The 20,748-nt window shown below is 61.6% G+C and carries 16 protein-coding genes; 8 read left to right on the top strand and 8 right to left on the bottom strand.

From position 1 onward, the window contains the following. Window positions 1–69 precede the first annotated feature (69 nt). Both AB5Y95_RS03105 and AB5Y95_RS03100 read left to right on the top strand, forming a co-directional pair. Entirely contained in the window at window positions 70–3,240 is a 3,171-nt protein-coding gene (locus AB5Y95_RS03105) for a response regulator (protein WP_368159484.1), read from the top strand. Further along, window positions 3,237–4,238 (top strand): HD domain-containing phosphohydrolase, encoded by a 1,002-nt coding sequence (locus tag AB5Y95_RS03100; RefSeq protein ID WP_010633956.1) that lies wholly within the window; start codon window positions 3,237–3,239, stop codon window positions 4,236–4,238. Before AB5Y95_RS03105 ends, AB5Y95_RS03100 begins: the two co-directional genes overlap by 4 nt. On the opposite strand, the gene AB5Y95_RS03095 is transcribed toward AB5Y95_RS03100, so the two are convergent. The 4 genes from AB5Y95_RS03095 to AB5Y95_RS03080 form a co-directional block, all read right to left on the bottom strand. Beyond that, the gene (locus AB5Y95_RS03095; RefSeq protein ID WP_368159483.1) at window positions 4,228–4,872 is read right to left on the bottom strand and encodes an MBL fold metallo-hydrolase; all 645 of its coding nucleotides are present in this window, start codon (window positions 4,870–4,872) and stop codon (window positions 4,228–4,230) included. The genes AB5Y95_RS03100 and AB5Y95_RS03095 overlap by 11 nt on opposite strands. A 27-nt stretch (window positions 4,873–4,899) precedes the next feature. Then, on the bottom strand, window positions 4,900–6,000 hold the full coding sequence (gene mnmH, locus AB5Y95_RS03090; protein ID WP_368159482.1) for a tRNA 2-selenouridine(34) synthase MnmH: 1,101 nt from the start codon (window positions 5,998–6,000) through the stop codon (window positions 4,900–4,902). After that, a complete protein-coding gene (selD, locus tag AB5Y95_RS03085) occupies window positions 5,997–7,034 on the bottom strand; it encodes a selenide, water dikinase SelD (protein ID WP_010633959.1) in 1,038 nt (345 codons plus the stop codon). Before selD ends, mnmH begins: the two co-directional genes overlap by 4 nt. Window positions 7,035–7,417: 383 nt before the next feature. After that, the gene (locus AB5Y95_RS03080; RefSeq protein WP_368159481.1) at window positions 7,418–8,602 is read right to left on the bottom strand and encodes an acyltransferase family protein; all 1,185 of its coding nucleotides are present in this window, start codon (window positions 8,600–8,602) and stop codon (window positions 7,418–7,420) included. 254 nt (window positions 8,603–8,856) lie between these two features. On the opposite strand from AB5Y95_RS03080, the gene AB5Y95_RS03075 reads away from it, so the two are divergent. Further along, complete coding sequence (locus AB5Y95_RS03075) at window positions 8,857–9,501, top strand: glutathione S-transferase family protein (protein WP_368159480.1); 645 nt, start codon at window positions 8,857–8,859, stop codon at window positions 9,499–9,501. A gap of 465 nt (window positions 9,502–9,966) precedes the next feature. On the opposite strand, the gene AB5Y95_RS03070 is transcribed toward AB5Y95_RS03075, so the two are convergent. Continuing rightward, window positions 9,967–11,160, bottom strand: coding sequence for a class I SAM-dependent methyltransferase (locus AB5Y95_RS03070; protein WP_024941770.1), 1,194 nt, complete (start codon window positions 11,158–11,160; stop codon window positions 9,967–9,969). Window positions 11,161–11,273: 113 nt separating this feature from the next. Then, window positions 11,274–12,704 (bottom strand): methyl-accepting chemotaxis protein, encoded by a 1,431-nt coding sequence (locus AB5Y95_RS03065; protein WP_368159479.1) that lies wholly within the window; start codon window positions 12,702–12,704, stop codon window positions 11,274–11,276. An 85-nt stretch (window positions 12,705–12,789) separates the two neighbouring features. On the opposite strand from AB5Y95_RS03065, the gene AB5Y95_RS03060 reads away from it, so the two are divergent. After that, the gene (locus AB5Y95_RS03060; protein ID WP_005300975.1) at window positions 12,790–13,062 is read left to right on the top strand and encodes an acylphosphatase; all 273 of its coding nucleotides are present in this window, start codon (window positions 12,790–12,792) and stop codon (window positions 13,060–13,062) included. 89 nt (window positions 13,063–13,151) lie between these two features. Here AB5Y95_RS03060 and AB5Y95_RS03055 read toward each other — a convergent pair whose 3' ends face one another. Further along, the gene (locus AB5Y95_RS03055; RefSeq protein ID WP_010633965.1) at window positions 13,152–13,787 is read right to left on the bottom strand and encodes a glutathione S-transferase family protein; all 636 of its coding nucleotides are present in this window, start codon (window positions 13,785–13,787) and stop codon (window positions 13,152–13,154) included. Between the two features lie 197 nt (window positions 13,788–13,984). After that, window positions 13,985–16,018: a methionine--tRNA ligase gene (gene metG, locus AB5Y95_RS03050; protein ID WP_124249463.1), complete on the bottom strand. Its 2,034-nt coding sequence runs from the start codon at window positions 16,016–16,018 to the stop codon at window positions 13,985–13,987. Between the two features lie 186 nt (window positions 16,019–16,204). Here metG and apbC point away from each other — a divergent pair, with 186 nt between their 5' ends. The 4 genes from apbC (at window position 16,205) to AB5Y95_RS03030 (ending at window position 20,556) form a co-directional block, all read left to right on the top strand. Next, window positions 16,205–17,287 carry an iron-sulfur cluster carrier protein ApbC gene (gene apbC, locus AB5Y95_RS03045; RefSeq protein WP_005300966.1) on the top strand — a complete coding sequence of 361 codons (1,083 nt, stop codon included), beginning with the start codon at window positions 16,205–16,207 and terminating at the stop codon, window positions 17,285–17,287. Window positions 17,288–17,397: 110 nt separating this feature from the next. Next, the gene (gene udk, locus AB5Y95_RS03040) at window positions 17,398–18,042 is read left to right on the top strand and encodes a uridine kinase (protein ID WP_005300963.1); all 645 of its coding nucleotides are present in this window, start codon (window positions 17,398–17,400) and stop codon (window positions 18,040–18,042) included. Between the two features lie 63 nt (window positions 18,043–18,105). Continuing rightward, window positions 18,106–18,687: a dCTP deaminase gene (gene dcd, locus AB5Y95_RS03035; protein WP_005300960.1), complete on the top strand. Its 582-nt coding sequence runs from the start codon at window positions 18,106–18,108 to the stop codon at window positions 18,685–18,687. Between the two features lie 399 nt (window positions 18,688–19,086). After that, a complete protein-coding gene (locus AB5Y95_RS03030) occupies window positions 19,087–20,556 on the top strand; it encodes an inorganic phosphate transporter (protein WP_005300957.1) in 1,470 nt (489 codons plus the stop codon). Window positions 20,557–20,748 lie beyond the last annotated feature (192 nt).

Raw genomic sequence — 20,748 nt, 5'->3', positions numbered from 1 at the left:
ACCAATTGTGGTGCTCTGACATATATAAAGTATTCGAACAAGTCCAATCACGGGGTGGTGTTGACCGTCATGAAGGGAATCATACGGGGATATTTCCTGCTGTTCTCACCCATTTTGGTGCTGGTCCTGGTGGGGGGATACCTGCTGGGGGACGCACTGGTCGAGCGCGAGCTCTATCGTGTTCGCAGTGATGAGAGCACCTTCCTGGCGCTCGCCAGCAGTCGTCTCGATGACGAGCTGGCGGTGCCGTTGCGGCATGTGCGCAGCATGTCGGAAGAGCCCATTCTGCTCGAGGCGGCGAGCCGCGGCGAGCGTGACACCATGGCTGCCCAGTTTACCGTTCTGATGAACCGCAATCCCGACTATGCCCAGGTGCGCTGGTTGGCGCCGGACGGCATGGAGCGGGTGCGTATCGATCGTCAGGGTCAGCATCTGCAGCGTGTGGCCGACGACCAGCTGCAAAACAAAGGGGAGCGTTACTACTTTCGCGATGCCATGGCGCTGCCCTGGGAGCGGGTTTACGTCTCGCCGCTCGATCTCAACGTCGAACACGGGGTGATCGATCGCCCCTTCAATCCCATGATCCGCATCGCCAAGCGCATGCGTCTGGGGGGCCGCGATCTGGGCTTGCTGCTTATCAACGTGCAAGCCGCTCGCATGCTCAAGGAGTTCACCAACAGCAGTGGCAAGGCCGCCGATCACACCATGCTGCTCAATCAGGACGGTTATTGGCTGCGCAGCCCGGATCCGGCACAAGAGTGGGGGTTCATGCTCGAGCGCCCGGACCTCACCTTGAAGCAATCTTCTCCCCGGGCCTGGCAGGCATTCTGGGGCGCCTCGAGCGGCCAGGTTGAGCTGGCCGACGGGCTGTGGAGCTGGACCACCCTGTACCCGGCACTCAATCACGATCAGCTGATCTGGAAAGCCGCTTCCATGGTGCCACGCAGCGAGCTGCTGGCCATTCGCACTCACATCTGGGGGCTTATCTCGGCCAGCTGCGCCACCTTGCTGCTGCTGTTTGGTGCCGGGGTGGCCTCGCTGGTGCACAGTCGGTATCGGGAGCAGTTGGCACAGCAGGAGGCGGCCAGGCTCGCGCGGGTCAAAGGGGATTTCATCGCCAACATGAGCCACGAGATCCGTACCCCCATGAACGCCATCATGGGGCTGACCTACCTGCTCGAGCAGGGAGGGCTCGACGATGGTCAGCGGGCCCTGGTGCGCAAGATCCACCAGGCCGGGCAGGCACTGCTCGGGATCATCAACGACATCCTCGATTTCTCCAAGATTGAGTCGGGCCGGCTCGAGCTCGAGCAGGTGCCATTCAGTCTGGAAGAGGTACTCGATCACGTGGCGGCCATCATGTCCACCTGCGTGGGCGAAAAACACCTCGAACTGGTGGTGAGCAGTGCCCCCGAGCGAGCCACTCACCTGATTGGGGATGCCTTGCGCCTCGAACAGGTGTTGCTCAACCTGACCGGCAACGCCATCAAGTTCACCGAGCGCGGGGAGGTGGAGGTCAAGGTCGAGCTGGAGGCTGAGCAAGATGGCACCGCCACCTTGCTGTTTCGGGTGCGCGACACCGGGATCGGCATTCCGCCCGAGCAGCAGGCCAACATCTTCAATGCCTTCTCCCAGGCCGACTCCTCCACCAGCCGCCGGTTTGGCGGAACCGGACTTGGCCTGACCATCAGCCGCCGTCTGGTCAGCCTGATGGGGGGCGACATTGGTGTCACTAGCGAACTGGGCAAGGGGAGCGAATTCTGGTTCCGTGTCCGGTTGGCTCAGGTAGAGCGACCCGAGGTCTTCCACGAGCGCCTACAGCACGTTTCGCTGCTTATCGCCGACGACAACCAGGTGACCCGGGATACCCTGTCGATGACGGTGGGCTCCCTCGGCTGGCAGTCACGGGTGGTGGAATCGGGCGAGCAGGCCTTGCACCATCTGCTGCGCCAGGGGGAGCGTTTCGACGTGATCCTGCTCGACTGGATGATGCCGGGCATGGACGGGCTCGAGACCTGCGTGGCCATTCGCCGTGCCTTCGAGCAGCAGGATCGCTCGCCGATCATCATCATGGCGACTGCCTATTCCCAAGAAGAGTTGATGCGCCGCCCCGGCTCGGAGCAGGTGGATCTGGTGCTACACAAGCCGGTCACCGGCTCCAGTCTCTACAATGCGGTGGCGCGCCTCATTCACGAGAAGCGCGAACATGTGGAGCCGCTGGAAAGCGGTCAGCGCCATCAGCGTCTGCCGGACGTGCACATACTGCTGGTAGATGACAGCGACATCAACCTGGAGGTGGCAACCCGCTTGCTGCAGCGGGAGGGGGCCGTGGTGATCACCGCCATCGACGGGGAGCGGGCTCTGGCCTGCCTTGCCGACTCGGCGCAGCGCATCGATCTGGTGCTCATGGACGTGCAGATGCCGGTGATGGATGGCTACGAGGCGACCCGTCGTCTGCGCCAACTGCCGGGACGGGAGGATATCCCCGTGCTGGCTCTCACCGCCGGGGTGTTCAAGGATCAGCGCGAGGCAGCGCTGGCCTCTGGCATGAACGACTTTATCGCCAAGCCGCTCGACGTGGAGCAGCTCATCGCCACCCTGCTGCGCTACCTGCCCGACAGTGTGGCGCCGCTCACGGTCAGCGACGCGCCGCCAGCCCAGGAGCCGGTGGCCGGCATCGACATCGATACCGGCCTGCGCAACTGGGGCGAGGCGTCGGTTTATCTCAAATACCTGCGGCGTTTTCGCGATGACTACATGACGGTCGGTACCGTGCTGCCGGGTTACATCGCCCAGCACGAGACGGACGCTGCCGCGAGCCTGACCCACAAGCTCAAGGGGGTGGCGGGCAGCCTGTCGCTCACCGATGTGGCGCGCATCAGTGCGGAATTGAACGAGGCCATCGAACAGGGGGGAGACACCAGTCAGCTCATCGCCCCCTTGCTCGAGGCGCTGGAGCGGGCGCAGCAGGCTATCGACCTCTATGCCGGGCGCGAGCCAGGTGCCGTCAGCTCCCCGCTGGCGCAGGGGGAGGCGCAGGAGGTGTGCCTGCACGCCCTGCGTCAGGCCCTCATGAGCGAGGATCTGGAGCTGATCGAGCCTGCACTGGGCCAGGCCAAGAGCTACTTGCCCGCTGAGCTGGTGAGCGAGATCAGTGCGGCCCTGGAGCTGTTCGACATCCAGCTTGCCACCTGCAAGCTGGAGGATTATCTGGAGAATCGGGAGGCACCTGGATCATGAACCGACCGCGTGTGCTGATCATCGACGACGAGCCGAGCAACCTCGGGCTGCTGCGACAAATCCTCAAGGAGGAGTACAGCCTCTTCTTCGCCAAGGGAGGCGAGGAGGGGCTGGCCGCCGTGGCGCGCCACGAGCCCGCCCTGATCCTGCTTGACGTGCGTATGCCTGACATGGATGGCTACGAGGTGTGCCGCCGGCTCAAGGCCGATCCGGCCCACGCCGGGATCCCGGTGCTGTTTATCACGGCGAGCGACAACGCAGACAGCGAGAGCCAGGGGTTCGAGGCGGGCGGAGTGGATTATATCTACAAGCCGGTCTGCCCGAGCACGGTACGTGCCCGGGTGCGCAACCACCTCTCTCTGGTGCGCCTCGATCAGCTCGAGCACAGCTACCGCACCGCCATCGTGATGCTGAGCGAAGCGGGTCACTACAACGACACCGACACCGGGGTACATATCTGGCGCATGGCCGCCTACGCCCGTGCGCTGGCCAGTGCGGCGGGCTGGAGTCCGGAGCAGTCGGAGCTGCTGGAGCTGGCGGCCCCCATGCACGACATGGGCAAGATTGGGATCCCCGATCACATCCTCAAGAAGCCCGGTCCTCTCACCGAAGAGGAGTGGGTCATCATGCGCACCCACCCGCGCATCGGCTACGAGATCTTGAGCCGCTCAGACGCCCCCATCTTTCGGATGGCGGCGGAGATAGCCCTGCATCACCATGAGAAGTGGGATGGCTCGGGTTACCCCGCAGGGGAGACCGGCGAAGGGATCCCCGAGGCGTCGCGGATCGTGGCCATCGCCGATGTGTTTGATGCCCTGAGCGTGCGTCGCCCTTACAAGGAGCCCTGGCCGCTGGAGCAGGTGCTGGCCACGCTGCGTGACGGTGCTGGCCAGCATTTCGATCCCCGGCTGCTCGCACGTTTTCTCGAGATCATGCCGGAGATCTTGCGTCTCAAGAGCCAGTGGGACACCCGCGAGGAGCGGGAGATCACCAGATAGGTTGCATCAGGTAGGGATTGCTTGCCTTCTCGCGGCCGAACGTCGAGCTGGGGCCGTGCCCCGGAATGAAGACGATGTCGTCCCCCAGCTGCAGCAGAGTCTCGGTGATCGACTTGATCAGCGTCCCGTGATCCCCGCGCGGGAAGTCGGTCCGACCTATGCTGCCGGCAAACAGCACATCGCCCACCCAGGCGAGCCGCTCGGCCTGGCTGAGCAGCACGATATGACCCGGAGTGTGACCCGGGCAGAAATAAACCTCCAGCTCGCTCTTGCCAACCTGCACCTTGTCACCCTGTTCGAGCCAGCTATCCGGTGTAAAGGCCGGAGTATGGGCAAAGCCGAACATCTGGCTCTGCTGGGGCAGCATGTCGAGCCAGAAGGCATCTTCCCTGTGGGGGCCTGTGATGGTGACGCCGGTTCTGTCGCGCAGCTCGGCGGCGGCGCCCACGTGATCCAGATGACCGTGGGTCAGCAGAATGTGGGTGAGGGTCAGCCCCCGTTTGGCGATGGCGGCCAGCAGCTTGTCCGCCTCTCCGCCCGGATCGATGAGGGCGGCCTGATGGGTCTCGTCGCACCAGATGAGGGAGCAGTTCTGGGCAAACTGGGTGACCGGGATCACCTCGAATTTCAACATATGGGGTCCTCTTGATGGGCCGCTGATTCAGGCGCGCTGCTGGGCAAAGAAGTCGAGGCAGGCCTGCTTGTCACCCTGGAAGATGACGCGCTGGCGCTTGTTGCCAAGCTGGTAGAGATACATGGGGTCGTAGTAGCGGGTCAACAGCAGGGTGATCCAGGCCAGGTGCAGTTCGGTGTGGCCACTGCGGCCTTGCTCTTCGAGGGCCACTTGCATCAACTGATCCAGCTCGCGATGGGCTTGATCACCGAGCCGGCGCTTGAGTCTGGCCAGGGCATCGGTGAGGTAGGCGGCAAACAGCGGCCAGCCCTCTTCGGCGCCGAAACGCTCCTCATAACGCAGCCAGAGATCGTGTACATAGTCCTGGCGGATCTGCTCGGCGCGCTCCTCTTGCGGCACCTCGACCACCACCAGCGGGGCCTGGCTCATGGTGTCAAACAGCGAATTGGGCAGGCAGCAGCGGCCGATGAGGCGGCTCTCGTCTTCCACCACGAAACGCTGCTCCCCCTGATGGCGACGCTTGAGCAGCTCGATGGCTAGGTTGTTTTCAAAGTTGATGTTGCTGGGCTGGCCGCCGGGCAGCTGACCAAACGACGACCCCCTGTGGTGGGCGTGCCCCTCCAGATCCAGCGCCTGGGCAACCTTGGCCAGCATGTGGGTCTTGCCGGAGCCGGTCATGCCCGTCAGCACGCTCCAGTGGCACTCTGCTGCCGCCCCGTCGAGCGTGTCGATGAGGAAGCGACGCAGATCCTTGTAGCCACCGGCTACCCGCGGGCGGGTGACTCCCGCCTCATGCAGCCACTGCTGCACCGTTTGCGAGCGCAGACCGCCTCGAAAGCAATAGAGCACGGCATCCGGCTGCCGGCGCAGCTGGGCCAGCCAGCCTTCGAGGCGTTCGGCCCGCACCGCGCCACCGACCAGTTGATGACCCAGCGCGATGGCGGCCGCCTGACCCTGCTGCTTGAAGCAGGTACCGACCTGGGCCCGCTCATCATCTGTCATCAACGGCAGATTGGTCGAGCAGGGGAAGGCCCCCTCCTTGAACTCGATGGGGGCGCGCAGGTCGATGAGCGGAACGTCATCCAGAAAAATCCGGGCGTAATCCGTGGCCAGTGGCAGAGCACTCATTGGACAACCTCGATGAACTGGTTGCCGGTTTGGGCCTGCAGCTGGCCGATGGGGGAGAGGGTCAGCCCTGCCTGTGCGGCAATGGCGAGGAGCTCGGCTTCACTTTCTTTACCGACGGCTACCAGCAGGCCGCCGCTGGTCTGCGGGTCGCACAGGATGTTGCGGGTGCGATCGTCCATGGCGTCCAGCTTGGCGCCATAGGAGTCGAAGTTGCGCAGGGTACCGCCCGGTACGCAGCCCTCACTCAGGTAGTAATCCACCTCGTCCAGCAGTGGCAGCGCCTTGAAGTCCAGGCGGGCACTGACGCCAGAACCTTCGCACATCTCCAGCAGATGGCCGGCCAGACCAAAGCCGGTCACGTCGGTCATGGCGTGCACGCCGGGCAGTTCGGCAAAGCGCTGGCCGATCTTGTTGAGGGTGCACATGGCGTTGGGGGCCAGCTGCTCGTGCTCGGGCTTGAGTTTGCCCTTTTTCTGGGCGGTGGTGAGGATGCCGATGCCAAGCGGCTTGGTCAGATAGAGGGTGTCACCCACCTTGGCGGTGTCGTTCTGCTTGATGGCGTTGAGCGGCACGATGCCTGTCACCGCGAGGCCGAAGATGGGCTCGGGGGCATCGATGCTGTGGCCGCCGGCCAGAGAAATCCCTGCTTCGTGACACACCTGACGGCCGCCGTCGATCACCTGCTGGGCTACTTCGGCCGGCAGGGTGTTGATGGGCCAGCCGAGGATGGCGATGGCGACGATGGGTTTGCCGCCCATGGCGTAGATGTCGCTGATGGCGTTGGTGGCGGCGATGCGGCCGAAGGTGAAGGGATCATCGACGATGGGCATGAAGAAGTCGGTGGTGGAGACGATACCCTGACCGTTGCCGATATCGACCACGGCCGCGTCATCCTTGCTGCTGTTGCCAACCACCAGGGTCGGGTCGTCAAAGCCCGGGATCTGGCTCTTGAGAATGGTGTCGAGCACCTTGGGAGAGATTTTGCAGCCGCAGCCAGCGCCGTGGCTGTATTGGGTCAGACGAATGGAAGACATACTTTCCCCTTGTGTGTGCAAACTTGCGTGTACAAATAAGTGCAGCGGCTCTGTATAGCCGTCAAATGTGCGCGTATGCGCGCGAAATTCGGGTGGCCCAGGCTGGCTGTGAGCGCAGCGATGTCAGGCAGCCGTGCAAGACAGCCTGGCAGGACGGGGGAGGAGAGGCGACAGATGCGCCGGCGCAGCCCCGCCAAGGGCCACAGGACGGGCCATTATGCCACAAATGGCCGCTCTGGTTCGAACTGGAATTCACACAAAGCGCAGGGAATTGGCGGCTTTAGAGGAAGGGGGCCGCCCTCGCCATGTCGCTGACAAGGCTCTCCCCAATGTAGCCCCGAAGGCAAGCCATGCTGCCATCGGGGCCATCTTTGGTGGGGAACTTAGCCGGCTTGCTCCATCACCGGCTGGCGAGTCTTGCCGAGCCGGCGCAGGCGCCGTTGCAGCGGCCGCTCCAGCAGGGTGTAGCTCAGCGCCGAGAGCCCGATCAGCACCGCCAGCATCAACAACGTGGCCAACACACCTAGCAAGGGGTTGGTCTGGGCATACCACCACTCGGTGAGCCCCGGCGCCAGATAGTGGACAAGCTCGCAGCCGGTGAGCAGCACCAGGGCATGCAGCAGGTAGATGGAGTAGGAGAGATCCCCCAGCCAGTTGGTGACGCGGTTATCCAGCAGGCGCAGCAGCGGGCTCTGGCGATCGCCCTGGCAGGCGGCAATCCAGATCAGCAACACGTAGGCGCTGATCAGCAGCAGGGTCAGCTGCGGCGTCATGGTGAACTGCATCAGCGCGAAGGGGAGCAGAAAGGCGATCAGTAGCGGCAGATCTTGCTGCATCATGGGCCACTGGCGGGCAGCCTTGACCTTCGGCAGCAGCCAGAGGCCGAGCACGAATTCACTCACCCCGCGCCCGATGGCCAGTGCCCCGCTGGTGACATCCAGGGTGCCCCGGCTGTGCACGATAAAGGCCAGCACCGTCAGGGCCAGCAAGGGGGCGAGGTTGCTCCAGCGGCTGCGGGTGACGGCGAGGGGAATGAGCAGCGGAAACAGCAGATAGCTAATCCACTCCACGCTCAGCGACCAGGCGGCGAAGTTCCAGGTCAACCCTTGGTCGGTCACCACCTGCAGCAGCAACAGGCTGCTTGGCAGCGCCTCGGCCGGGGTAAAGGGTGAGCCGAAAGGAGGCATCCCCTCCCACTCCCACATCTTGAACAGGGGGCCGGCGTAGAAGCCAATTCCATGGCGGGCCTTGTAGAGCTCCCACCCCAGCAGCAGCAGCAGGGTCACCAGGTAGAGGGGATATACCCGGGTCAGCCGCAGCCAGAGGAAGCGGCCATAACTTATGGTGCGGGGCGTGCGGGCAAACGCCTCCCCGTAGACATGGGCCAGCACCAGTCCGCTCAAAATGAAGAAGAGATCGACCCAGAGGTAGCCGTTCTCGATGAGTTGGGTGTGGCCGGCGATCGACTCCATCCACTGGGGAAAGAGCAGCAAGCGGGCGTGGAACAGCACCACCATCAGGGCAGCGATGCCCCGCAGCGGCGTCAACAGCGGCAATGATTGATTCATGACGGGATCCTTGATGATGTTCAGCTTGGCCTGACATCAATTTTTGTTGTGGTGCCGCTCATCAATGAGTCGACTGCCCTGGCTTGGCGGCCACAGGCGGGATCACCCTACCTAAAAGAGAGCCATACGGGTGTGATTGTCGTCATGAATGCGCACTTATCATCCAAAAACCAGCAAGGGATGAGCGCGGCATCGGAAGTGGAGAAGGGATCTAGACTAGGTGAGTCATCCATCCGCGTGCCAGGAGCATCCCGATGAAACTCTATGCCCATCCTTTCTCGTCCTACAGCCAGAAGGTGCTGATCGCCCTCTACGAGAATGCCACCCCGTTTGACTACCGGAATCTGGAAGAGCTGGCGGCCAACACCGAGCTTGCCGCTCTCTGGCCGCTCAAGCGCTTCCCGGTGCTGCTGGATGACGGTCGCTGCATCCTCGAGAGCAGCACCATAGTCGCCCATCTGCAGGCGCACCACCTGGGCCCCATCTGCCTGATCCCGCCTGGTGATGCGGGCTTGGAAGTGCATATGCTGGATCGCGTGTTCGACAACTATGTGATGACGCCGATGCAAAAAGTGGTGCTGGATATGCTGCGCCCGGCCGCTGATCGTGACCGCTATGGCGTAGTGGAGGCCCGCGAGCTGCTCGATCAGATCTACCTCTGGCTCGATCAGCGGCTGGAAGGACGCCACTGGATTGCCGGCGCAGACTTCACGCTGGCCGATTGCGCCGCCGCCCCTTCGCTCTTCTACGCCGACTGGGCCCACGAGATCCCCGCTGGCTATGGCCGCCTGCGTGCCTATCGCGCCCGCCTGCTCAGCCATCCCTCCATCGTGCGGGTAGTGGAGGAGGCAAGGCCATTTCGGCACTATTTCCCGCTGGGGGCGCCGGCGCGTGATTGAATGGGATGATGCATTCCTGCCGACCTGGTGCTTTGACGAGCCGGGAGAGGCAGGGTGTGACCAACCACAGGGGAAAACAGCAATATTCATTCAGGTGAGTGAGCATGCATTTATTGCCGATATCTCCCCGAGATATTTTTAATGTTGATGCGTATTTTTTCATGATTTTGCATAAGACAAATGCCGGGCATGTCTCTGTTGGCGGGCTATGGATGCCATGTCTGGAGTAAGAAAGGCACGGATACCGGATTAGCGATGCGGCAGCCCCGGAGTGAGGATGGCTGTAGTCAGTCGAAGAGGAGAGATGGGGGTACCCATCGCCGCTGGAGGAGAAGCAAAGGAGCAATCTCTTCGGCGGCGCATATAAAAAGCCCGCTACAATAGCGGGCTTTTTGATGGCTTGCCGGACCACGGCCCGGATCTGGAGCCGAGGCCAAGAGAGGGGTTAACTCGGGTCTGTACGGCTTAGCGGGCGCGCACCACCAGCCCTTTGAGGTAGAAGCCTTCCGGATAGGCGGTACCTATGGGGTGATCGGATGCCTGGGACAAGAGCTCCAGGATCTGGGCGTCGCGGCCGGCATCGAGCGCTGCGTCGGCGACGATCTTCTGGAACAGGCTATGCTCCATCAGGCCGGAGCAGGAGTAGGTCAGCAGCACGCCACCCGGCGCCAGCAGCTGGAAGGCCAGCATGTTGATGTCCTTGTAGCCGCGGCAGGCGCCCAGCAGCTGGGCCTTGCTCTCGGCAAACTTGGGCGGATCCAGCACGATGACGTCGAACTTCTCGCCCTTCTCGCGGTATTCGCGCAACAGCTTGAACACGTCGTGACGGACAAACTGGGTGTTGCTGGTATCGAGACCGTTCAGCTCGGCGTTCTGGCGGGCGATGTCCAGCGCATTCTGGGAGAGATCCACGTTGACCACCTCCTTGGCGCCGCCCTTGAGGGCATAAACGCCAAAACCACCGGTGTAGCAGAAGCAGTTGAGCACCCGTTTGCCTTCGGTGTACTTGGCGGCGGCCTGGCGGTTGTCACGCTGATCCAGATAGAAGCCGGTCTTGTGGCCGTTGCGAATGTCCACCAGGATCTTGACGCCGCCGTTTTCCTCGATCACCACCGGCTCGTTCGGGGTCTCACCATGGATGACGCCAGTGCGCTCTTTCAGCCCTTCCTTCTTGCGCACCGCCACGTCGGAGCGCTCATAGATGCTGCACTCGGGGTAGAGGGTGCGCAGCGCCTGGGTGATCAGTTCACGCTGGAACTCGGCGCCGGCGGAGAGGATCTGGCACACCAAAAAATCGGCGTAGCGGTCGATGGTCAAGCCCGGCAGGCCGTCGGACTCGGCAGCGCAGAGGCGATAGCCGGTGAGGCCCTGACGCTTGATGAGCCCGTCACGGGACTCCTGGGCGTATTTCAGGCGACGGATGAAGAAGTCGAGATCGACGGTCTCATCCTTGTCGAAGGTCCAGACCCGGGCGCGGATCTGGGAGCTGCCGGACCAGGCGCCACGGGCGAGCCATTTGCCGTCATGGGTGAAGATCTCGACGGTATCGCCGTCAATGGGGTTGCCCTGAACCCGCTCGATCCCCTTGGAGAAGATCCAGGGGTGGCGACGCAGCAGGGATTTTTCGCGGCCTTTGACGAGATAGATGGAAGCGCTCATGGGAGTTGCCAGATGGTCAAAAGAAAAGGGGCCACATTCTATGTGGCCCGCTGGCAAAACTCAAACAACCTTGGCAGATAGCGTCAGGCTCTGGGAGCTTGTTGTTAGAAAAATCAGATCTTTAGCCCTTTCAATGCCTGGGTCAGCTCAGTGGCGGTGGCCTTGAGGCCGGCAGTGCCGGCCACCGAGGCGCTGGCGGACGCTTCCACCTGGCCCGCTTCGTGGCGCACCTGATCCAGATTGCGGGTGATCTCTTCGGCCACCGAACTCTGCTGTTCGCTCGAAGTGGCGATCTGGGTGCTCATCTCCAGCACAGCATCGCTGTGGTTGCTGAGCTTGTCGATGTCTAGCCCCACCTCGCTGATGAGCTGCTGACTGCTGGCCGCCCGCTCCACCGTCTTCTCCATGATGTCGTTCAGTGCCCCGGTGCCGGCCTGCAGCTCTTCAATCATCTGCTGGATCTCTACCGTGGCCTGCTGGGTACGGCTGGCCAGGGTGCGCACCTCGTCGGCCACCACCGCGAAGCCGCGACCCTGCTCGCCGGCGCGGGCCGCCTCGATGGCAGCGTTGAGGGCCAGCAGGTTGGTCTGCTGGGAGATGGCGTTGATGACGTTGACCACTTCATTGATGCGATTGGCATTGTGGGTCAGCCGCTCCACCGCGCCGGAGGCGTTGCCGATCTCGTCGGCCAGGGTGCGGATGGAGGTGATGGTGCGCGATACCCGGGAGGCGCCGTTGGCCGCCTCTTCGCTCGACTGGCGGGTCTGCTGCAGGGTGTCGTTGGCGTTGCGGGCAACCTCGCGAATGGCGGCGGACATCTGCTCCATGGCGGCTGCCAGGGAGTCCATGTGCTGGCGCTGGGAGCGGGCCATGGTTTCGCCTTCGCTGGCATGATCGCGAAACTCGTCGGCGGCCATGGTCAGCGCCTCGGCGGACTCTTCCACCAGCTGTACTATCTTGTGCTGGCGGTCGGTGAAGCGGTCGATGCTGCCGGCCAGGATGGAGAACTCGTCGCGCACCGGGAAGAAGTTGAGGCGGAAGGTGAGATCGCCATCCGCCACTGTCTGCAGCGCCTTGTTGGTGGAGTAGAGCGCCCCCGACACGAAGGTCATCAGGTAGTGGGTCACCAGGGCCAGCAGGGCGGCCAGCACGGCTATGATGGTGAGGGTGGTTCCTTGGCCATCCCACAGGGAGTAGTGGGAGGCATCCAGGGTCCCGGTGACGACCCCGGCCTGGCCGGCGCTGGAGCCGTATCGATAGATGTCGCCCTGCTGGGTTAACCCTGTGCTGCCGGTCGGGCTCAGCGTGAGCTCGGCGGGCAGGGTCAGATCGGCGTGCTGGCTGGCCAGCTGGGCGCCGAGTTCGACCCGCTGCTTGAGCTGATCCAGGCGCAGCTGCATCTCCTGCTGATGGCCGTCTGCCAGCAGATACCAGCTGATAAAGGCGATGAACAGCAGCGGGCACCAGAAGGTGATGAGAAATTTTTCGCTGATCGTGAGGTGAATGAGATAACGGTCAACCCACCGAAACTTTACTTCTTTCATAATGGTATTGCGTCCTGCAAGGGGATGAGAGTGTCGCGCTCATTATCGCCTTGGAGGGAAATTTCTTAAGGGGAAGGTGTGAGAAATGGGAGAGCAATCGTTTGTCGTGCGAGTGTGGGGCCTGGTGCAGGGGGTGGGGTTTCGTTACTTCACCCGGGAGCGGGCGCTGCAACTGGGGCTGCGGGGCCATGCCTACAACCTGGAAGATGGCTCGGTGGAGATCCTCATCTGCGGGCCGGAGCAGAGCGTGCAAATGATGCTGGGCTGGCTGGAGCGCGGCCCGCGTACCGCCGAGGTGACCCGGATGGAATATGAGGTGGCACCACCGCCCAAGGGGAGCGGCTTTCATACCAATTGAGCGCCTTGCTACGCCAATGATGCCGAACAACCATGAAAAACGGGAGCCTTGCGGGCTCCCGTTTGCATTGACGGTTTCTTGTCCGCAGGTCAGCCGGCCTGAGCGGCATCGGCGATGGCCTGGGTCTTGGCCAGCACCGCCTGCAGGGCGGGGCGTTTGGCCAGGCGATCCCGATAGGCCGCCAGCTTGGGGGGAATGGTCTGCTCGAAGCGGGTGGCCCACATCAGGGTATGGGCCAGCAGCAGATCCGCGATGGTCACCTGCTCACCCAGCAGGTAACCCTGCTCGGGCACCCAGGATTCGGCGATGGCCGCCGCCTTGTCAAACTCCCATTTGGCGGTGGGGAAGATGGCCGGCAGGCGCTGGGCCTCGGGCAGGGCGAAGCGGTGTTTGCCGATGGTCCACAGTGGCTGCTCCAGTTCACAGGTGATGAAGCTGACCCACTGGGCGTGCAGCGCCGAGGCCTGGGTCCCTCTGGCCGGCAGCCAGTTCGGGCCATACACCTCGGCCAGGTACTGCATGATGGCGGCGGACTCGGTCAACACGAACTCCCCGTCCTTGAGCACCGGCATCTTGCCGCTCGGGTTGAGGGTCAAAAACCAGTCGCTGCGATTCTCGCCCTTGGCGAAGTCGAGAAACTGGAACTGCCATGCCACGTCCAGCTCTTCCAGTAACCAGGATACGCGCAGGGCTCGGCTGACGGGGGTGCCATATAAGGTGATCATGCTTGCTCCTTGCCTGATGAAGGGGGCCATGGGCCCGAAGTGAATCGCCAGTCTAGGCAAATTGCTCGGGAGCAACAAGCACCCAAGGGGGAGGCAAGGCACAAAACGGCGCAATCAGCGGGAGAGGGGGAGGAGGAAAGAGAGAAAATAAAAGGGAGGCCCCAGGCCTCCCTTGTTGCTAACGGCTGCGGCAGCGCTTATTTGACGCGCATGCCAGGCTGGGCACCTTCCTGTGGCTCCAGGATCCAGAGATCTTTGCCACCCGGGCCTGCGGCCAGCACCATGCCTTCAGACATGCCAAAGCGCATCTTGCGCGGGGCCAGGTTGGCCACCATCACGGTCAGCTTGCCTTCCAGATCTTCGGGGTTGTAGGCGGACTTGATGCCGGCAAACACCTGACGGGTCTCGCCACCGATGTCCAGTTGCAGCTTGAGCAGCTTGTCCGCTTCCGGCACCGCTTCGGCCTTGGTGATCAGCGCCACGCGCAGGTCCACCTTGGCGAAGTCATCGTAGGCGATGGTTTCGCTGATGGGGTCATCAACCAGCGGGCCGGTTGCTTTCGGTGCCTGCTCCTTGGCCAGATCCTCCTTGGAGGCCTCGATCATGGCGTCAATCTTGGCCGGCTCGATACGGGAGAAGAGCGCCTTGAACGGGGCGACGGTGTGGTCGACCAGCGGGGCGGCGATACCATCCCAGCTGAGGGTCTCGGCCAGGAAGGCCTCGGCACGTTCGGCCAGGAGCGGCATGACGGGCTTGAGATAGGCCATCAGCACGCGGAACAGGTTGATGCCGACGGAGCAGACTGCTTGCAGCTCGGCATCCGCCCCTTCCTGCTTGGCGATGACCCAGGGGGCCTTGTCGTCCACGTAGCGGTTGGCCTTGTCGGCCAGTGCCATGATCTCGCGGATGGCGCGGCTGAACTCGCGGCTCTCGTAGGCCTCGGCGATGGCGGTGCGGGCATTGGCGAACTCGGCGTAGAGCTCAGGCTCGGCGCAGGTGGCGGCCAGCTTGCCGTCGAAGCGCTTGGCGATGAAGCCAGCGTTGCGCGACGCCAGGTTGACCAGCTTGTTGACCACATCGGCGTTGACGCGCTGCACGAAGTCTTCGAGGTTCAAGTCGAGATCGTCGATGCGGCTGTTGAGCTTGGCGGCGTAGTAGTAACGCAGGCACTCCGGATCCAGGTGATTGAGATAGGTGGAGGCCTTGATGAAGGTGCCCTTGGACTTGGACATCTTGGCGCCGTTGACGGTCACATAGCCGTGCACATTGACCTTGGTCGGCTTGCGGAAACCCGCGCCTTCCAGCATGGATGGCCAGAACAGGCAGTGGAAGTAGGCGATGTCCTTGCCGATGAAGTGGTAGAGCTCGGCCTCGGAGTCCGCTTTCCAGTAGCTGTCGAAATCGATGTCACCGCGCTTGTTGCACAGGTTCTTGAAGGAGGCCATGTAACCGATGGGGGCATCCAGCCAGACGTAGAAGTACTTGCCCGGGGCGCCCGGAATTTCGAACCCGAAGTAGGGGGCGTCACGGGTGATGTCCCACTGCTGCAGGCCGCTTTCGAACCACTCCTGCATCTTGTTGGCCATCTCTTCCTGAATGGCGCCGGAGCCGCGCACCCAGTCGGCCAGCCAGGTCTCAAACTGTGGCAGGTCAAAGAAGAAGTGCTCGGAGTCCTTCATCACCGGAGTGGCACCGGAGACGGCAGATTTCGGATCGATGAGCTCGGTCGGGCTGTAGGTGGCGCCGCAGCTGTCGCAGTTGTCGCCATACTGCTCCGGGGACTTGCACTTGGGGCAGGTGCCCTTGACGAAACGATCCGGCAGGAACATGGATTTTTCCGGATCGAACAGCTGGGAGATGGTGCGGCTCTTGATCTTGCCGCCGGCCTGCAGACGGCCGTAGATAAGCCCGGCCAGCTCACGGTTCTCGTCGCTGTGGGTGGAGTGATAGTTGTCAAAACTGATGTTGAACCCGGCGAAGTCGGCCTGGTGCTCCTGGGAGACGGCCGCGATCATCTCTTCCGGGGTGATCCCCAGCTGTTGGGCCTTGAGCATGATCGGGGTGCCATGGGCATCGTCGGCACAGACAAAGTGCACCTGGTGACCGCGCATTCGCTGATAACGAACCCAGATATCGGCCTGGATGTGTTCCAGCATGTGGCCAAGATGGATGGAGCCATTGGCATAGGGAAGGGCGCAGGTTACCAGCATTGTACGAGGATCAGTTGCCATATAGTCGTTCTTGATGTGCTTGTTGGGATGATAGAGTGCCGTGCATGTTACCCGAATTGGGGGTAGCCTGCCTAGGGTTGTGGCTCGTCCAACCCGCCGGCGCACGCCGGTCGGCAAGCAGGCAAGCCACTGATTTGTGTGCGGTAACCGTTCACCTCAAGATAATGACAAGATAATGAGGAGTTAATGGTGATTGATTCAGTAAAACAGATCCTGGCCGAATTTAAGCCGACAGGGTGGGGCAAGGATCTGGTGGCTGCCGGCTTCGTACGCAGCATCGACAAACAGGGTTCTGCGCTCACCATCAAGCTGGTGCTGCCCTTCGCTGGCCACTCCCTGTTCGAGCAGATCCAGCAGGACTTCGATGCCCGGCTGCGCAGCGTCACCGGCGCGACCCGTATCGACTGGGTGGGCGAGATCGAAGTGGCCAGCATGCCGCGGGCGCAGGGGCTGGCGGCGGTGCAGGGCATTCGCAACATCATCGTGGTCGCCTCCGGCAAGGGCGGGGTGGGCAAGTCCACCACCGCCGTCAACCTGGCGCTGGCTCTGCAAAAAGAGGGGGCGCGAGTCGCCATTCTGGATGCGGACATCTACGGCCCCTCCATCCCGACCATGACCGGAACCCTCAAGGAGCGTCCCGTCAGCCATGACGGCAAGCTGATGGAGCCGGTGATGGCCTGTGGCCTCAAGAGCAACAGCATCGGCTATCTGGTCTCCGAGCAGGATGCCACCATCTGGCGCGGCCCCATGGCGAGCAAGGCGCTGGCCCAGATCCTCCACGAGACCCGCTGGGGCGAGGTGGACTACCTGGTGGTGGACATGCCGCCGGGCACCGGCGACATCCAGCTCACCCTGGCCCAGCAGGTACCGACCACGGCAGCGGTGATCGTCACCACCCCTCAGGACGTGGCGCTGGCGGATGCGCGCAAGGGGGTGGCCATGTTCAACAAGGTCAATGTGCCCGTGCTCGGCATCGTCGAAAACATGAGTTATCACGTCTGCAGCGCCTGTGGTCATCATGAGGCGCTGTTCGGTACCGGCGGTGGCCAGAAGATGGCCGAGCAGTATCAGGTGGCCCTGCTGGGTCAGCTGCCACTGCACATCGACATCCGCAAACACATGGACGATGGCTGCCCGACCGTGTTCGGCGCACCGAAAGGGGAGCTGGCAGAGGCCTATCTGAAACTGGCCCGTCGGGTGGGGGCTGAACTCTATTTCAGCGGAAAACCGATTGCGACCCCCCTCTATACCATGGCGCTGGATGAATAATCGGCGGTCGGCCGTTTGGGGTGGATTTGAGGGTGGGCAGGGCTCACCCTTTTTTATATAATGGATCGGTTTAAACAATCCCCACTGCTCTTCTCTTTAGGTATTTTTCAATGTCTGATACTCAACATTCGTGTGTGATCATCGGTATTGCTGGTGCATCCGCGTCCGGCAAAAGTCTTATAGCCCAAACCATCTATGAAGAGCTGGTGGCCGAGCTGGGAGCCGGTCAAATTGGCGTGATCACCGAGGATTGCTACTATCGCGATCAGACCCACCTGACCATGGAAGAGCGGGTCAAGACCAACTATGACCACCCCAACGCACTGGATCACGACCTGCTGGTACAACACTTGAGCCAGCTGGTGCAGGGGGATGCCGTCAACATTCCCCAGTACTCCTATACCGAACACACCCGCATGAGCGATGTGACCCCCTTTGCCCCGCGCCGGGTGATCATTCTGGAAGGGATCCTGCTGCTGACCGACAGCCGCTTGCGCGACCTGATGGATGCCTCCATCTTCATGGATACCCCGCTCGACATCTGCCTGCTGCGTCGCCTGGTGCGCGACGTGCAGGAGCGCGGCCGGACCATGGATTCCGTGCTCAAGCAGTACCAGAAGACGGTACGTCCCATGTTCCTGCAGTTTATCGAGCCTTCCAAGCAGTACGCGGACGTGATCGTGCCCCGTGGCGGCAAGAACCGCATCGCCATCGACATGCTCAAGGCGCGGATCCGCCATATGTTGATTGGTTGAGAGATATCAAGCCGGGTGATGCCCGGCTTTTTTAAATGAACAATTTGTCAGGAGAGTCGCCCAATGCGTCTTTGTGATACCGATATCGAACGTCATCTGGATGAAGGTAAGATCGTCATTGAGCCAAGACCCGGTATTGAACGGATCAGTGGCGTCAGCGTCGACGTGCTGCTGGGCAACGAGTTTCGGGTCTTTCGCGATCACACCGCTCCCTATATTGATCTGAGCGGGCCGAGCAGCGAGATGGCCGATGCCATCGATCGGGTGATGAGCGACGAAATTCACATTCCCGATGGGGAAGCCTTCTATCTGCACCCGGGTCAGCTGGCGCTGGCGGTCACTTATGAATCGGTCACCTTGCCGGCGGATATCGTCGGCTGGCTCGATGGCCGTTCCTCCCTGGCCCGCCTCGGGCTGATGGTGCACGTTACGGCGCACCGCATCGATCCGGGCTGGTCCGGCCGCATCGTGCTGGAGTTCTACAACGGCGGCAAGCTGCCGCTGGCGCTGCGCCCCAAGATGAAGATAGGTGCGCTGAACTTCGAGATGCTCTCCGGTGTGGCGGCGCGTCCCTACAACAAGCGGGAAAACGCCAAGTACAAGAGCCAGCAGGGCGCCGTGGCCAGCCGCATCAACCAGGACTGATCTGGCCTGCGTGATCCTTGGCCGTCGACAAGAGACAATATGCTAAAGAAGGGCGCCCGCAACGGCGCCCTTATCCATGGTGGTGGCAACCTGCGTCGGCAGGGAAGTTGTCGGTTCCTTGTGCAATTTTCCCTTTTGGGTCGGTCCAAGATTGACGCAGCACGCACCTGTGGAGGGAGATTGAAGGGGCCAGAGATGATGAATTGTTCCCGTTTGGGGACTGTTTTTGTCAGGCAAGGTCTGTTTAATTAATCCAAGACAAGCCGCATGGAGACTGGCGCTAAGCTATTTTTTGGCTGAATGCTCTTTTTTTTTCTTACTGAAATATTTCAACAACGGGTATGGCGTTATCAGCCTTCTGGCATAATCCGCCGCAACTCATAAACAGGTTCGTTTTTTATGTTTGAAATGTTTAGTGGTTTGGGTTTGTGGTGGTCAATCGGTTTGGTATTGGCCGTTTTTTTTGTGTTGGCCTATGAATTCATCAATGGCTTTCACGATACCGCCAACGCGGTAGCAACGGTCATCTATACCAAGGCTATGCCGGCACATACGGCCGTGGTGGCCTCCGGTCTGTTCAACTTTGCCGGGGTCATGATGGGCGGGTTGGGGGTAGCCTATGCCATTGTTCACCTGCTGCCAATCGATCTGCTGCTCGGAATGGACTCTACCCAGGGTCTTATCATGGTGTTCTCCCTGCTGTTTTCCGCCATCGTGTGGAACCTGGGCACCTGGTTCTTCGGGATCCCCGCATCCAGCTCTCACACGTTGATCGGCTCCATCCTAGGGGTAGGCGGCGCCTATGCTTGGATCAACCATCAACCGCTGCAGGAAGGCATCAACGTCGGCAAAGCCATCGACATCATGCTCTCCCTCATCATCTCGCCCACCGTCGGTTTCATCATTGCGGCCATATTGCTGTTTGCCATGAAACGTGTCTGGCAGGGCAGCAAGATCCACAAAACACCGGAAGAGCGCCTGCTGGTGGATGGCAAGAAGCATCCGCCGTTCTGGGCTCGTCTCACGCTGGTAGCTTCTGCCATGGGGGTCAGCTTCGTGCACGGCTCCAACGATGGCCAGAAGGGGATCGGTCTGGTGATGCTGGTGCTGATCTGCATGGCGCCGGCCTACTTCGCACTGGACATGAACAGCCGCTCCTACGATCTGGATCGCACCCAGGATGCCAACCAGCGCATCATGGAGATCTATCAGCGCAACCATGAGCTGGTTTCCAAGGTTGTGGACTTCAAGGTGCCGGCCCAGGCCCAGGAAGAGCTGATGACCCACTGCGCCGCCTCCGGTGCACTGCAGGCCATGGCCACCCTGGACAATCGTCTTGCCCAGGTGCGCACCTATGAAGAGATGGACCTGACCGATCGCCGTGAAGTACGTCGCCTGCTGCTGTGCATCGACGATACTGCCCGCAAGGTCTCCAAGCTGCCGCTGCCGGCCAAGGAGCTGACCGATCTCGCCAAATGGCGCAAGGATCTGACCGCGACTGCCGAATACGCGCCGACCTGGGTTATCGTCTCCATCGCCCTGGCGCTTGGTTGCGGTACCATGGTGGGCTGGCGTCGTATCGTCTACACGGTAGGTGAGAAGATCGGCTCCTCCGGCATGACCTATAGCCAGGGGATCGCAGCCCAGATCACGGCAGCTGCCTCCATCGGTATCGCCAGTCTGACCGGCATGCCGGTGTCCACCACTCATATTCTCTCCTCTGCGGTAGCGGGGACCATGGTAGCCAACAAGTCGGGCCTGCAGAGCCAGACCATCAAGACCATTCTGATGGCCTGGGTGCTGACCCTGCCGCTCACCATGCTGCTCTCCGGTGGTCTGTTCCTGATCAGCAACCATCTGTTCAGTTGAACCAGTTCCATCTGATTGTCAAAAGGGCCCCAAGGGCCCTTTTTTCATGTCTTCAAAACAAACACTCAGCCATACCTTCGTAGTTGACGAGGATGCCAATGCTCTCGTTATATGCCATCAAACTAAATATTTGAAAACAATGTAAAAGACTCATCACTGATCTCACCCATATCACGACCTTCAAAGAAACCC

It is taken from the genome of Aeromonas sp. R5-3, from assembly GCF_040908225.1.
In the GTDB taxonomy this organism is placed as follows: Bacteria; Pseudomonadota; Gammaproteobacteria; order Enterobacterales; family Aeromonadaceae; genus Aeromonas; species Aeromonas dhakensis.
This window is presented reverse-complemented; position numbering and strand designations above follow the sequence as displayed.

Coding starts and splice junctions, on each gene's coding strand:
- AB5Y95_RS03070 (WP_024941770.1), bottom strand. CDS start 11,160: ATGAGCGCTTCCATCTATCTCGTCAAAGGCCGCGAAAAATCCCTGCTG.
- apbC (WP_005300966.1), top strand. CDS start 16,205: ATGGTGATTGATTCAGTAAAACAGATCCTGGCCGAATTTAAGCCGACA.
- AB5Y95_RS03095 (WP_368159483.1), bottom strand. CDS start 4,872: ATGTTGAAATTCGAGGTGATCCCGGTCACCCAGTTTGCCCAGAACTGC.
- AB5Y95_RS03100 (WP_010633956.1), top strand. CDS start 3,237: ATGAACCGACCGCGTGTGCTGATCATCGACGACGAGCCGAGCAACCTC.
- selD (WP_010633959.1), bottom strand. CDS start 7,034: ATGTCTTCCATTCGTCTGACCCAATACAGCCACGGCGCTGGCTGCGGC.
- AB5Y95_RS03075 (WP_368159480.1), top strand. CDS start 8,857: ATGAAACTCTATGCCCATCCTTTCTCGTCCTACAGCCAGAAGGTGCTG.
- AB5Y95_RS03030 (WP_005300957.1), top strand. CDS start 19,087: ATGTTTGAAATGTTTAGTGGTTTGGGTTTGTGGTGGTCAATCGGTTTG.
- AB5Y95_RS03080 (WP_368159481.1), bottom strand. CDS start 8,602: ATGAATCAATCATTGCCGCTGTTGACGCCGCTGCGGGGCATCGCTGCC.
- AB5Y95_RS03055 (WP_010633965.1), bottom strand. CDS start 13,787: ATGATCACCTTATATGGCACCCCCGTCAGCCGAGCCCTGCGCGTATCC.
- AB5Y95_RS03105 (WP_368159484.1), top strand. CDS start 70: ATGAAGGGAATCATACGGGGATATTTCCTGCTGTTCTCACCCATTTTG.
- metG (WP_124249463.1), bottom strand. CDS start 16,018: ATGGCAACTGATCCTCGTACAATGCTGGTAACCTGCGCCCTTCCCTAT.
- dcd (WP_005300960.1), top strand. CDS start 18,106: ATGCGTCTTTGTGATACCGATATCGAACGTCATCTGGATGAAGGTAAG.
- udk (WP_005300963.1), top strand. CDS start 17,398: ATGTCTGATACTCAACATTCGTGTGTGATCATCGGTATTGCTGGTGCA.
- mnmH (WP_368159482.1), bottom strand. CDS start 6,000: ATGAGTGCTCTGCCACTGGCCACGGATTACGCCCGGATTTTTCTGGAT.
- AB5Y95_RS03065 (WP_368159479.1), bottom strand. CDS start 12,704: ATGAAAGAAGTAAAGTTTCGGTGGGTTGACCGTTATCTCATTCACCTC.
- AB5Y95_RS03060 (WP_005300975.1), top strand. CDS start 12,790: ATGGGAGAGCAATCGTTTGTCGTGCGAGTGTGGGGCCTGGTGCAGGGG.